Source organism: Verrucosispora sp. WMMA2121, assembly GCF_027460185.1.
Lineage (GTDB): Bacteria > Actinomycetota > Actinomycetes > Mycobacteriales > Micromonosporaceae > Micromonospora > Micromonospora palythoicola.
Genome location: NZ_JAPZBH010000004.1, coordinates 542,593 through 556,230, shown reverse-complemented (window position 1 = coordinate 556,230; position 13,638 = coordinate 542,593). Strand labels below are relative to the sequence as shown.

Genomic DNA, 13,638 nt, shown 5'->3' with positions numbered 1-13,638 from the left:
TCGGCTCAGGCCGCCCAGGGCAGCTTGTCCGGGTTGGCCACCAGGAAGACGTCGGTGATCCGGCCGGCGGCCGTGCCGAGGGTGACCGCGTACGCGTCACCGGCCGCGGTGGTCACCACGGCGGCCGGCTGGCCGTTGAGTTCCGTGCGCCGCACCGCGAGCGGCCAGCCCTTCGCCCGGATGCCCAGCAGGAACCGGATCACCCGGTCGGCGCCGGTGATCGGGTTGCGGGCGGCCCGTACCCGACCGCCGCCGTCGCTCCACGCGGTCGCGTCCGCGGCGACCAGGTCGGTGAGCGCGGCCAGGTCACCGTCGGTCGCGGCGGCGACGAACGCCTCCAGCAGCCGCTCCTGCTCGGCCCGGTCGGCGGTGAACCGGCGCTTGTCGCGCCCGATCCGCACGCTCGCCCGGTGGTGCAACTGACGGCAGTCCTCGGCGGAGCGGTCCAGCAGCTCGGCGATCTCCGCGTAGGGCAGCTCGAAGGCGGTGTGCAGCACGTAGACGGCGCGCTCCGGCGGGGTGAGCCGTTCCAGCAGGTGTAGCAGCGCGGTGGAGAGCGAGTCGCGCAGCTCGGCACGCTCCAACGGCCCGAACGGCGACGGCGCGGTCGGCACCGGCTCCGGCAACCACGACCCGACGTACGTCTCGCGGGCGGCCTGCCGGGCCCGCAGCCGGTCCATCGACAGGTGGGTCACCACCCGGGACAGGTAGCGTCGCGGCTCGCTCACCTCGGCGCGGTCGACCCGCACCCAGCGCAGGTACGCCTCCTGGAGGACGTCCTCGGCGTCGTGGCGGCTACCCAGTAACCGGTAGGCCAGCCCGAGCAGCATCGGCCGGTGCGCGTCGAGCGCACCGGCCGCCTGCGCCGCGTCGACCGGACTCACACGTCCGTCGGCAGCTCGTTGCGGAAGGTCACCGCGATCCGGTTCCACACGTTGATTGTGGCAATGGCCAGAACCAGGTCGGCGAGGGCCTTCTCCGACCAGACCTTCGACGCGGCGTCCCAGACGTCGTCGGGTACGCCGTGCTCGCCCAGCTTCGTGACCGCGTCGGTCAACGCGAGCGCGGCGCGTTCCCGCTCGTCGAAGAAGGGCGCCTCCCGCCAGGCGGCCACCGCGAACAGTCGCCGGCTCGACTCGCCGGCGCCGAGCGCCTCCCGGCTGTGCATGTCGACGCAGAACGCGCAGCCGTTCAGCATCGACGCGCGCAGTTTCACCAGTTCCAGCACGGTGTGCTCGACGTTGGCCCGGACGTACTTCTCCAGCCCCAGCACGGCGCCGAAGGCCTCCGGCGCCACCTCGGCCACGTTGATCCGCTGCATGACAACCTCCCCGACAGTTCGTCTGACACCCCCTCGACGGATCGCCGACCCTCCCGCGTGACCACCGGCCCGTGTGACCCCGCTCATGCACCCGCTCGCGCACCCGTCCCCGACCTGACCGCAGCGGCGATCATGAAGTTGTTGTCGCGACACGCCGAGGCTGGCCGACAACAACTTCATGATCGGCGGGAGGGGTGGCGGGCGGGGCGTGGGGGGTTATTGGGGAGGAGGGCACGGGGTGGGGTGGGTATCATGGGTGGGTAGGGCGATGATCCGGCTATCACCGGGGAGCTTCCGGAAGAACGGCCGGGTGACCGGCTCAGTAGAACCGGACGGGGCGGCCCGTTATCGCCGGCCTAACGAGCGGGCGGTCGATCCTGACCGTCAAGCGGGGTGGTACCGCGGGCTTGGCCCGGCGCGCCGGTGACGGCGTACCGGCAGGGCTCGTCCTCGCAGACCCACGACAGTGAGCGTCAGCGAGGAGAGCGACCGGCGATGGCCTATCCGTTGCACGACCCGACCGCCGGCGGCGTACCGGCGAGCCCGGACCTGCCCGCGGTCGAGCGCCGGGTCCTGGAGCACTGGACGGCCGACAAGACCTTCGAGGCGTCCGTGGACGCCCGCCCGGCCGGCGACGACGGGAAGAACGAGTACGTCTTCTACGACGGCCCGCCGTTCGCCAACGGCCTGCCCCACTACGGCCACCTGTTCACCGGCTACGTCAAGGACGTGGTGCCGCGTTACCAGACGATGCGTGGCCGGCGGGTGGAGCGGCGCTTCGGCTGGGACTGCCACGGCCTGCCCGCCGAGGTGGTCGCCGAGAAGCAGCTCGGCATCACCAGCAAGGCGGAGATCCTCGACCTCGGCGTGGCCCGCTTCAACGACGCGTGCCGCAGCTCGGTGCTGGAGTTCACCCAGGACTGGGAGCGCTACGTCACCCGCCAGGCCCGCTGGGTCGACTTCACCAACGACTACAAGACCCTCGACCTGGACTACATGGAAAGCGTCATGTGGGCCTTCAAGACCCTGCACGACAAGGGCCTGGTCTACGAGGGTTTCCGGGTGCTGGCGTACTGCTGGCGGTGCGAGACGCCACTGTCGAACACCGAGACCCGGATGGACGACGTCTACCGCGACCGGCACGACCCGACGCTGTCGGTGTGGTTCGAGCTGACCCCCGACGACTCGGCGCCGGAACTGCTCCGGGGGCCGGTGCGGCTGGGTGTCTGGACAACCACGCCGTGGACCCTGCCGTCGAACCTGGCGCTCGCCGTCGGTCCGGACATCGAGTACGCGGTGCTGGAGCGCGACGGCGTCCACCACCTGGTGGGCGCGGCTCGGCTCGGCGCGTACGCCACGGAACTCGACGGGTACCAGCAGGTCGGCACGGTGCGCGGCGCGGACCTGGTCGGTCGCCGCTACACCCCGCTGTTCGACTTCCTGGTCGCCCACGCGGGTGACAACGCGTACCAGGTGCTCGGCGCGGACTTCGTGACCACCGAGGACGGCACCGGGATCGTGCACCTGGCCCCCGCGTTCGGTGAGGACGACCAGAACGTCTGCAACGCGGCCGGCATCCCGACCATCGTCACGGTGGACGATCACACCCGGTTCACCGCGCTGGTCCCGCCCTTCGAGGGCGAGCAGGTCTTCGACGTCAACAAGCCGGTGATCCGTCAGCTCAAGGAGCGGGGGGTGGTGCTCAAGCAGGACACCTACACCCACTCGTACCCGCACTGCTGGCGCTGCGACACGCCGCTCGTCTACAAGGCGGTGTCTTCGTGGTTCGTCGCGGTGACCACGTTCAAGGACCGGATGGTCGAGCTGAACCAGCAAATCAACTGGACGCCGGGGCACATCAAGGACGGCTCGTTCGGCAAGTGGCTGGCCAACGCCCGGGACTGGTCGATCAGCCGCAACCGGTTCTGGGGCTCGCCGATCCCGGTGTGGAAGTCCGACGACCCGAACCATCCCCGGGTCGACGTGTACGGGTCGCTGGCCGAGATCGAGCGCGACTTCGGGGTACGCCTGACGGACCTGCACCGGCCGGCGGTGGACGATCTGGTTCGCCCCAACCCGGACGACCCGACCGGGCGTTCGATGATGAGGCGGGTGCCGGAGGTGCTGGACTGCTGGTTCGAGTCCGGCTCGATGCCGTTCGCCCAGGTGCACTACCCGTTCGAGAACGCCGACTGGTTCGAGCACCACTACCCGGGCGACTTCATCGTGGAGTACATCGGGCAGACCCGCGGCTGGTTCTACACCATGCACGTGCTGGCTACCGCGCTGTTCGACCGGCCGGCGTTCCGCAACTGCATCAGCCACGGCATCCTGCTCGGCTCCGACGGGCGCAAGATGTCCAAGAGCCTGCGCAACTACCCGGACGTTTACCACGTCTTCGACGCGTACGGCTCGGACGCCATGCGCTGGATGCTGATGTCCTCGCCGGTGCTGCGGGGCGGGGACATGCCGGTCACCGAGTCGAGCGTGCGTGACGCCGTGCGGCAGGTGCTGCTGCCGTTGTGGAACGTCTGGTACTTCTTCTCGCTCTACGCCAACGCCGACTCGTACCGGGCGAGGCGGCGGACCGACTCGACGCACCTGCTCGACCGGTACGTGCTGGCGAAGACGAACGAGCTGGTGTCGACGGTCGGCGCGCAGATGGACGCGTACGACATCTCGGGGGCCTGCGCCACCGTCCGGTCCTACCTGGACGCGCTGACCAACTGGTACGTGCGTCGTTCCCGGGACCGGTTCTGGACGGGCGACGCAGACGCCTTCGACACGCTGTGGACCGTGCTGGAGACACTCTGCCGGGTGGTGGCGCCGCTGGCGCCGCTCACCGCCGAGGAGATCTGGCGCGGGCTGACCGGCGAGCGGTCGGTGCACCTGACCGACTGGCCGGTGGCCGAGGAGTTCCCGGCCGACCACGAGCTGGTCGCCGCGATGGACGCGGTGCGGGCGGTGGCCTCCGCGACGCTGTCGCTGCGCAAGACGAAGGGGCTGCGGGTACGGCTGCCGCTGGCGAAGCTGACCGTGGCCAGTCCGGTGGCCGGGCAACTGCGGCCGTTCGCCGACCTGATCGCCGACGAGGTCAACGTGAAGGAGGTCGACGTCACCGACGAGGTGTCGGCGTACTGCCAGCAGGTGTTGACGGTGGTGCCGCGGGCGCTCGGGCCCCGGGTCGGCAAGCAGGTGCAGCAGGTGATCAAGGCGGTCAAGGCGGGGGAGTGGGAGCTGGTCGACGGTGCCCCGGTGGCCGCCGGCGTCACCCTGGACGAGGGCGAGTACGAGCTGCGCCTGGTCGCCGCCGACGCCGAGCACTCGGCACCGCTGCCCGGCGGCGAGGGGGTGGTGGTGCTGGACACCACGGTCACCGCCGAACTTGCCGCCGAGGGGCTGGCCCGGGACTTCGTCCGGGTGGTGCAGCAGGCGCGCCGGGACGCCGACCTCGACGTGTCCGATCGGATCGTGGTGTCGGCGTCGGGTTCCGACGAGGTCCGGGCGGCGGTGGCCGGGTACCGCGACTTCGTGGTCCGGGAGGTGTTGGCCGACAGCGTCGACTTCGCCGACGGGATCGACGGGATCGACGGCTTCGCCGGTGAGGTCGGCGAGGGCGTGCCCGTGACCGTGGTGGTCCGTCGGGTCTGAGTTGCCCGAAAGGGGGCCCTTCCGGCCGGGAGGGCCCCCCGCACCCAGCCAGCGGATGGGCCCGACCTCACGCATGCCGTCGTGCGGCGGTCCGCTACGGTGACACCGCCTCTTACCTCACTCGATCCGCCGGAGGACCAGTGCCGCTGCTCTACACCATCGGCAAGCTCACCGTGGGGCCCGCGATGCGGCTGGCGTTCCGTCCGACGGTGGAGGGGCTGGAGCACATCCCGGAGCAGGGCGGCGCGATCTTCGCCGGCAACCACCTGTCGGTGGCCGACGAGCTGTTCCTCGGCACGGTGGTGCCCCGGCACCTGGCGTTCTGGGCCAAGTCCGAGTACTTCACCGGCACCGGCGTCAAGGGCCGCTTCTCCAAGTTCGTCCTCACCGGTCTCGGCGCGATCCCGGTGGAGCGGGCCGGCGGCCGTGCCGCGCTGGCCGCGTTCGACGCAGCCATCCCGGCACTCAAGGGCGGTGACCTGGTGGTGGTGTACCCGGAGGGCACCCGTTCGCCGGACGGGCGACTGTACCGGGGACGTACCGGGGCGGTCCGGCTCGCCATCGCGGCCGGCGTGCCGATCATCCCGGTGGGCATGATCGGCACCGAGAAGGTGCAGCCGATCGGTGCCCGGGTGCCGCGTCCCTTCACCGGAAAGATCACCATCAGGTTCGGCAAGCCGCTCGACTTCACCGGCCGCTCGGACGACCGGCTGTCGCTGCGACAGTTGACCGACGAGATGATGGGTGAGATCCAGAAGCTCACCGGCCAGGAGTACGTGCCGCGCTACGCGCCGCCGCGGGCCCATCCGCCGGTCAGCGGAGAGACCGACGCCGGCTGAGCCGCTTGCCGCCCGTTGACGCATGGCTGGGCGGGTGGCCGGCGGCCTCGGTCAACCGTCGGTGGTGACGATCTGGTCCCGTAGGGTGCCCAGCAGCCGGGAGCTGTCCTCCACGGAGAGCCCGGTGAAGACACCCGTGGTGATGCTGCCGTGGTCGGCCGAGGTGCACACCACCGCACCGACACCATCGGTGCGGCCCACGGCGCAACGCTCGTGGCGGCCCCGGACACCGGTCTCCATGATCTGCTTCTCGCCGAGTGCGTACTGGTCTTTGAGTCGCTCGATCTCGGCGTCGGCGTCCGCCGACGGGGTGAACCGGAAGCCGGTGCCGCCGAAGACGGTCACCCGCTTGCCGTTGCTGGTGTGGTAGATCCCGGCGAAGGTGTCCTCGGCGAGCCAGTGCGACTGGCGCATCTGGGTCTCCAACTGCCGCGCGTCGCGGGTGCTGCGTGGGTCCTCGCGCAGCCGCAGGTCGGCCACCTGCTGGGGCAACGCGGCCTTGGCCGGGTACTGGCTGGCCATCGGCACGCCGTAGTAGGCCGGACAGCCGCAGCAGCAGGCCAGGGTCAGCAGCAGCAACCAGGGCCAACGGCGACGCTTGCGGACCGGGACCGGGACGTACCCCGCGGGCGGCCGCCAGCCGGGCGGTGGCGCCACAGGTGCGGCCTTCCGCTTGCCCCGCCGACCACGCGGCGGTGGTGGCGCCGGTGGGCCGGCCGGAACGGGCGGGTATGGGCCGGGCGGCGTCGGCTGCTGCTGCGGCCCGACCCTGGGCGGGGGCTGGTGCTGCGGCGGGGGCTGGTGCTGTGGCGCTGGCAGGGGCGGCGGAACCGGCGAGACCGGTGCCGGGGGTCCGGAGTACGGCCGGGTCGGCGGTGGGCTGGGGTAGGACAGCGTCGGCGGCAGGGCGGGAAAGTCGGTCGAGGGGAGGTCCCAGCCGCTGGTGTCGACGCCGGCCCAGGGATCGACCGGCGTCTGATGCTCGGGCTGAGGCACCGGCGGCATCGGCAGCGGGGTGGGTTCGGCCGACTCGCCCCACCCGGGTCGGCGGGGTGCGGCCGGTGGCACCGGGGCCGAGCCGCTCCAGCGCGGGGTCGCCGTCTCCGGCGCGGGCTCGGGTAGCACCCGGGTGCCCTGCGGACCGACCTGCGGTTCCGCCGGGATGGGTGACTTGCCGTTGTCGGAGACGGCGCCGGTGGACCGGGCGTCCTCGGGCGGACCGGCCTCAATGGGTTGGCCGGCGTCCGGCCCGGTGTCGGCCGACCCGGCCGTCTGGTCGTCCGACCCGGCCGGTTCGGTGGGCATTTCGTGGGTGACCGCCGGCTCCCCATCCCGGCGTTGATCCGGACGGCTCCCGTCGACCGGCCGGTCGGCTCCCGGCTGCGGCTCCGGCATCGCGGCAATCTCCTCTCGCGCCGGTCCGAGGTTAGTACCGGTGTGCCACCGGGACCGACCCGGGTTGACGGGACGGCCGATGCAAGCTGGTCCGCCGGCGCGTGCCGTTCACCGGTGGTGGCCGGATGGACACCTTTAGTCTCGGCCTATGCCCGAGCAAGAGACGGCATCCGGTGCGCCAACGGTCAGCGAGATCGGCCGGATGACCGGATTCAGCGACGGGGTCTTCGCCATCGTGATCACTCTGTTGGTGATCGAACTCCAGGTCCCCGACCATGCGCCGGGAGAACTGCTCCACGCCCTGATCGAGCAGGCTCCGGCGTACCTCGCCTTCCTACTCTCCTTCGGGTATGTCGGCGTGATCTGGCTCAACCACCACACCCTGCTGCGCCTCATCCGCGGCACCACGGTCGGCCTCAACTGGATCAACCTGTGGCTGCTGCTCGGCGTGGTGATCATCCCGTTCCCGACCACCGTGCTCGCCGAAGCTTTCGCCCACGGCGGCACCGACCGCGACCGCCGGGTCGCCGTGGTGCTCTACGCCCTCACCGCAGCCGCGATGTCCGCACCCTGGCTCGCCTTCTTCGCCTATCTCCGTAGGCACCCGATGTTGCTCCGGGAGGGGGTCGACTGGGCCTTCGTGTCCACCCAGCGGGCCCGCCCGGTGGTCGGCATGGCGCTCTACTTCATCAGTGGGGCGTTGGGCTGGTTCGTCGGCCCGGTCATCGGGCTGGTCGGCATCGGCGTCATGATCTTCTTTCACGCGGTGACGAGCGAGGGGATCCGGCGTGGGCGGGCGCGGCGGCGGAGACCAGCCTGACTGGCTGCGCTCGGTCGGCGGCGCGGTCGATGACATCGGGCCCGAGTCGGCTGCTCGCCGGCAATCACCTCGAACGGGGGGTGCGGCGGTGGCTCCAAGTGATCAGCGGTTGCAGCGCCGCCATCAGCTCCCGCCCCTGGTCGGTCGGGGTGTACCTGATCTGCACGGGGGTACTCGGGATCACCGAACGTGCGATCAGTCCGTCGGCTTCCAGCTCCTTGAGCCGGGCGGCCAGCAGTCTGTCGGAGATGCCGGCCACCGCGGCGCGGAACTCACCGAACCGCCGGGCGCCGCGTACGGCGGCCAGCAGGATCGCGCCGGTCCATCGGCGGCCGACCAGCTCCAGGGCGTCCTGGAAGCCACGGCAGGCCGGCTCGGGGATCTGACGGTACGCGTGGAGACTCGTCTCGACATCGCTCACTTACCTAAGGTTAGTGACTAACCTGCTGTTTGCCCAGCTGTGGTCCACCGCTGATCGTTGACGTCATGAACGATCACGGACATCCGATCACTTTCGGCGTCAGCCTGGATCCGTCCGCCGAGAACCTGGCCGCGACCAGGCGCGTCGCCCGAACCGCGGTCGACGGCGGATACGATCTGCTCGCCGTGCAGGACCATCCCTACCAGCCCGGCCATCTCGACAGCTGGACGATGATCAGTCACCTGGCCGGTGAGACGGAGCGGCTCTCCTTCCTCACCGACGTGGCCGACCTCCAGCTACGCCCGCCGGCCATGTTGGCCAAGGCCGCCGCCTCGCTGGGCGTGATGAGCCGGGGCCGGGTGATCCTCGGGGTCGGCGGCGGCGCCAGCACGGACGCCATCGCCGCCATGGGCGGTGCCCGGCGTAGCGGGGCGGAGATGGTCGCGTACACCGAGGAATCACTGATGATCATGCGACGGGCGCTGGCCGGCGAACCGGTCCGCCACGTCAGCGACCAGCACGCGGTCGAGGGATACGTGGCCGGGCCGGTGCCGCCCACCCCGGTGCCGCTCTGGGTGGGCGCACAGAAACGCCGGATGCTCACCGTCGTCGGTCGGCACGCCGACGGGTGGATTTCCCCGCTCAACATCTACGTACCGCCGGCCGACGTGCCCTCCCGGCAGGCGATCATCGACGAGGCGGCCCGCGCGGCCGGCCGCGACCCGGCGCGGGTGCGACGGATCTACAACGTCATCGGTGCCGTCGGCTCCTACCGGGGCGGCACCGGGCTCGTCGGCGACGTGGACCTGTGGGTGAACACACTTACCGAGTGGGCCGTCGAACTCGGCTTCGACACCTTCGTGTTCTGGCCGATCTCGGCCGCCACGGCACAGGTCGAACTCTTCGCCAACGAGGTCGCGCCGGCGGTACGCGAGCGGGTGCGCGTGGTACGGGGGCGGCGATGAACGGGCGCAACGCCGGACTGGCACCGGTACCCGAGCAGCTGTCCGGTCGAATCGTGACGCCTGGCGACCGCAGGTACGCGACCCTGCGCTCGACCTACACCCGACGGGCCACTCCGGCGGCCGTGCTGCTGCCGAGGAGCACCGCCGACGTGGTGGCCGCGCTGCGGTACGCCCGGGAGCAGGGCCGGCCGATCGCGGTCCGTAGCGGCGGTCACGGCCTGGCCGGTTCGTCGTCCGTCGACGACGGGGTGGTCATCGACCTGTCGGGGCTGAATCGGATCGAGGTGCTCGACCACGCCGCCCGGCTGGTCCGGGTGCAGGCGGGAGCCCGCTGGGCCGAGGTGGCCCGGGCCCTGGCACCCCACGGTCTGGCGATCAGCTCCGGCGACCACGGAAATGTCGGAGTGGGTGGTCTGGCCACCGGCGGTGGTGTGGGCTGGCTGGTGCGCTCCTACGGCCTGACCATCGACCACGTACGCGCGGTCGAGGTGGTGCTGGCCGACGGGACGGTGGTACGTGCCGACGCGCGCCGCGAACCCGAGCTGTTCTGGGCGGTTCGCGGGGCCGGCGCCGGGGTGGGCATCGTGGTGGCCTTCGAGATCGAGGCGGTGGAACTGCGGCAGGTCGGGGTGGCGCAGATCGCGGTGGAGGCCCGGCCGGACGGCAGCACCGTGCGGCAGTGGGCGGAGGTGTTGCGCCGGTCGCCCCGGGAGCTGTCGACGGCGGCCGTGCTGATGCCCTACGGACCGATGACAGTCATGTCGATCACGGCGGTGGTGGCCGCCGAGAGCCTGCGCCGGGTACGGCCACTTGTCGCGCCGCTACGCGAGATCGGCACGTTGCTCGACGACCGGATCGACCTGGTCCCGTATCCGACCCTGGTGCCCACGTCCCACCTGCACGCCAACGTCGGCCAGCAACCGAACCTGACCACCAACGGTCTGTTCACTGGTATGGGCGACGAGCAGGCGCGGGCGGTGACGCGGGCCGCGGGCCGAGCCCTGATCCAGCTCCGCTCGGTCGGCGGCGCGGTAAACGACGTGGCGGCGACGGAGACCGCCTACCCACACCGGCACCAGGACACTCTGGTGATCGCCTCGGTGTTCCCACCGCAGGGGTCAGCTGCGCTGGACGCGGCGTGGAGCGGGCTGGCCAAACATGCCGACGGGGCCTACGTCAACTTCGAGAGCCGGCCACGGCCGGCGGCGTTCGACCGCGTATACCCGGGCGAGACCGGTAGGCGGGTGGCGCGTGCCTGGCACTGGTACGACCCCGAGGGCATCTTCCGGCCCGCCTACAGCCCCCGGGTATGAGTGGCTGGCGGTGGGCGGGCGCGTACCCTTGGGCATCATGAGCGTCCCGTCCACCACTTCGCGTCCCGTGGCGACCAACTCCGTGTGGCCCCGCCTGGAGCCGCTGCTGCCCCAGGTGACCAAGCCCATCCAGTACGTCGGCGGTGAGCTGGGCGCGGTGGTCAAGGAGTGGGACGCGGCGACCGTGCGGTGGGCGCTGATGTACCCGGACGCGTACGAGGTGGGGCTGCCCAACCAGGGTGTGCAGATCCTCTACGAGGTGCTCAACGAGCTGCCGGACACCCTCGCCGAGCGCACCTACGCGGTCTGGCCGGACCTGGAGAAGCTGATGCGCGCCCACGGCGTGCCGCAGTTCACCGTCGACGCCCACCGTCCGGTCCGCGACTTCGACCTGTTCGGCGTGTCGTTCGCCACCGAGCTGGGCTACACCAACCTGCTCGCCGCGATCGACCTGGCCGGCATCCCGCTGCTCGCCGCCGACCGCACCGACGCCGACCCGGTGATCGTGGCCGGCGGGCACGCCGCGTTCAATCCCGAGCCCATTGCCGACTTCGTCGACGCCGCCGTGCTCGGCGACGGCGAGGAGGCGGTCCTGGAGATCACCGGCATCGTCCGGGAGTGGAAGGCCGAGGGCTGCCCGGGCGGCCGGGACGAGCTGCTGCTGCGGCTGGCCCGTACCGAGAGCGTCTACGTGCCGCGCTTCTACGACGTGGACTACCTGCCGGACGGCCGGATCCAGCGGGTCGTGCCGAACCGGGCGGACGTGCCGTTCCGGGTGCACAAGCGCACCACGATGGACCTGGACGCCTGGCCGTACCCGAAGAAGCCGCTCGTGCCGCTGGCCGAGACGGTGCACGAGCGGTACGCGGTGGAGATCTTCCGGGGCTGCACCCGGGGTTGCCGGTTCTGCCAGGCCGGCATGATCACCCGTCCGGTGCGGGAGCGTTCGATCACCACGGTCGGGCAGATGGTGCAGCAGGGGCTGGAGTTCTCCGGCTTCCACGAGGTGGGGCTGTTGTCGCTGTCGTCGGCCGACCACTCCGAGATCGGCGACATGTGCTCCGGCCTGGCCGAGCAGTACCAGGGCACCAACGTCTCGCTCTCGTTGCCGTCGACCCGGGTGGACGCCTTCAACATCGAGCTGGCCCAGGAGTTGTCCCGCAACGGCCGGCGGACCGGCCTGACCTTCGCCCCGGAGGGCGGGTCGGAGCGGATCCGCAAGGTCATCAACAAGATGGTGTCCAAGGACGACCTGATCCGTACGGTGGTCACCGCGTACACCAACGGCTGGCGTCAGGTGAAGCTCTACTTCATGTGCGGTCTGCCCACCGAGACGGACGCCGACGTCCTGGAGATCGCCGACATGGCGCACGAGGTGATCCGGGCCGGGCGCGCCGCGACCGGCTCCAAGGACATCCGGTGCACCGTCTCCATCGGCGGGTTCGTGCCCAAGCCGCACACCCCGTTCCAGTGGGCGGCCATGCAGCGACCCGAGGTCATCGATCACCGGCTCCGGCTGCTCAAGCAGGCCATCAACGCCGACCGCTCGCTCGGGCGCGCCATCGGGTACCGCTACCACGACGGTGAGCCGTCGCTGATCGAGGGCCTGCTGTCCCGGGGTGACCGTCGGGTCGGCGCGGTGATCCGCCGGGTCTGGGAGAACGGCGGGCGGTTCGACGGCTGGAGCGAACACTTCTCGTACCAGCGCTGGGTGGACGCGGCGGCTGAGGTACTGCCCGGTTTCGGGGTGGACCTCGACTGGTACACCACCCGGGAGCGCGACGAGCTGGAGGTCCTGCCCTGGGACCACCTGGACTCGGGCCTGGACAAGGACTGGCTCTGGCAGGACTGGCAGGACGCGCTCGGCGAGTACGAGCAGGACGACTGCCGGTGGACGCCCTGCTTCGACTGCGGCGTCTGCCCGGCGATGGACACCGAGATCCAGATCGGCCCGACCGGCCGGAAGCTGCTCCCGTTGACCCCGGTCAACGGCTTGAAGCTGTCCGCCGGCGCCCAGCAGTAGTCCGGCGCACGGGTGGGGCCCGACACCGAGGAGCACGACGATCAGTAGGAAACCACAGCCCGAGGGCGGCCAGGCACCGGTCGTCCAGCGCGTCCGGATCCGGTACGCCAAGCGTGGCCCGCTGCGGTTCACCTCGCACCGGGACTTCGCCCGCGCCTTCGAGCGGGCGCTGCGCCGGGCCGGCGTACCGGTCGCCTTCTCCCAGGGTTTCACTCCGCACCCGAAGATCTCGTACGCCAGCGCGGCACCGACCGGGGTGGCCAGCGAGGCGGAGTACCTGGAGATCGGCCTGCGTGAGCCGGTCGATCCGGAGCAGCTGCGGATGGCGCTGGACGCGGCGCTCTCGCCCGGCCTCGACGTGCTCGACGCCGTGGTGGCCAGCGGTGCCAGCCTGCCCGACCGGATCGAGGCGTCCCGCTGGCGGATCGAGCTACCGCAGGTGGATCCCGACGTGCTGGCCAAGGCCGTGGCCGTCTTCACCGCCGCCGACGAGGTGCTGGTCGAGCGGATGACCAAGCAGGGACGGCGCACCTTCGACGCCCGGGCCGCAGTCGTCGACATCGATGTGATCGCCGCTTCGGCGACGCCTTCCGGGGACCCGGTCGTACCGTGTGCGATACTCGAACTGGTCGTGCGGCAGGTCACCCCGTCCGTGCGGCCCGATGACGTCCTTTCCGGCTTCCGCGTGGTGGCCGGCCTGGAGCCGCCGGTGGCCCCGAAGGTGATCCGGCTGGCTCAGGGCACGCTGACCGCGCAGGGCGCGATCGTGGACCCGCTGGACGCGGACCGCGACGGGGCAACCATCGGCGGGCGCTGACCGACGGTCGGCGTCCAGGCAGGCAGACTTCGCCGGCGCGCACCCCGTGCGCCCGGGGAAACACCTTTTGCGG

The 13,638-nt window shown here is 71.2% G+C and carries 11 protein-coding genes; 7 read left to right on the top strand and 4 right to left on the bottom strand.

From position 1 onward, the window contains the following. Positions 1-5: 5 nt before the first annotated feature. Both sigJ and O7605_RS03195 read right to left on the bottom strand, forming a co-directional pair. Positions 6-884 (bottom strand): RNA polymerase sigma factor SigJ, encoded by an 879-nt coding sequence (gene sigJ, locus O7605_RS03200; RefSeq protein WP_269737827.1) that lies wholly within the window; start codon positions 882-884, stop codon positions 6-8. After that, a complete protein-coding gene (locus tag O7605_RS03195) occupies positions 881-1,321 on the bottom strand; it encodes a carboxymuconolactone decarboxylase family protein (RefSeq protein WP_269737826.1) in 441 nt (146 codons plus the stop codon). The genes sigJ and O7605_RS03195 overlap by 4 nt, the downstream gene beginning before the upstream one ends. A gap of 495 nt (positions 1,322-1,816) precedes the next feature. Between O7605_RS03195 and ileS the strand changes: the two genes are divergently transcribed. Then, positions 1,817-4,972: an isoleucine--tRNA ligase gene (ileS, locus tag O7605_RS03190; protein ID WP_269737825.1), complete on the top strand. Its 3,156-nt coding sequence runs from the start codon at positions 1,817-1,819 to the stop codon at positions 4,970-4,972. Between the two features lie 140 nt (positions 4,973-5,112). After that, positions 5,113-5,811: a lysophospholipid acyltransferase family protein gene (locus O7605_RS03185; RefSeq protein ID WP_269737824.1), complete on the top strand. Its 699-nt coding sequence runs from the start codon at positions 5,113-5,115 to the stop codon at positions 5,809-5,811. A gap of 51 nt (positions 5,812-5,862) precedes the next feature. On the opposite strand, the gene O7605_RS03180 is transcribed toward O7605_RS03185, so the two are convergent. Further along, a complete protein-coding gene (locus O7605_RS03180) occupies positions 5,863-7,206 on the bottom strand; it encodes a hypothetical protein (protein WP_269737823.1) in 1,344 nt (447 codons plus the stop codon). A 148-nt stretch (positions 7,207-7,354) separates the two neighbouring features. Between O7605_RS03180 and O7605_RS03175 the strand changes: the two genes are divergently transcribed. Then, positions 7,355-8,026, top strand: coding sequence for a TMEM175 family protein (locus tag O7605_RS03175; protein ID WP_269737822.1), 672 nt, complete (start codon positions 7,355-7,357; stop codon positions 8,024-8,026). Positions 8,027-8,090: 64 nt separating this feature from the next. Here the strand turns inward: O7605_RS03175 and O7605_RS03170 are convergent, their stop codons facing one another. After that, complete coding sequence (locus O7605_RS03170) at positions 8,091-8,447, bottom strand: winged helix-turn-helix transcriptional regulator (RefSeq protein WP_269737821.1); 357 nt, start codon at positions 8,445-8,447, stop codon at positions 8,091-8,093. A gap of 65 nt (positions 8,448-8,512) precedes the next feature. Here O7605_RS03170 and O7605_RS03165 point away from each other — a divergent pair, with 65 nt between their 5' ends. The 4 genes from O7605_RS03165 (at position 8,513) to O7605_RS03150 (ending at position 13,565) form a co-directional block, all read left to right on the top strand. Then, entirely contained in the window at positions 8,513-9,412 is a 900-nt protein-coding gene (locus tag O7605_RS03165; RefSeq protein ID WP_269737820.1) for an LLM class flavin-dependent oxidoreductase, read from the top strand. Beyond that, positions 9,409-10,725, top strand: a complete 1,317-nt coding sequence (locus tag O7605_RS03160; RefSeq protein ID WP_269737819.1) for an FAD-binding oxidoreductase — start codon at positions 9,409-9,411, stop codon at positions 10,723-10,725. Before O7605_RS03165 ends, O7605_RS03160 begins: the two co-directional genes overlap by 4 nt. Positions 10,726-10,762: 37 nt before the next feature. Continuing rightward, positions 10,763-12,748: a TIGR03960 family B12-binding radical SAM protein gene (locus O7605_RS03155; RefSeq protein ID WP_269737818.1), complete on the top strand. Its 1,986-nt coding sequence runs from the start codon at positions 10,763-10,765 to the stop codon at positions 12,746-12,748. Positions 12,749-12,845: 97 nt separating this feature from the next. Further along, entirely contained in the window at positions 12,846-13,565 is a 720-nt protein-coding gene (locus O7605_RS03150) for a TIGR03936 family radical SAM-associated protein (protein ID WP_269738691.1), read from the top strand. Positions 13,566-13,638: the final 73 nt, after the last annotated feature.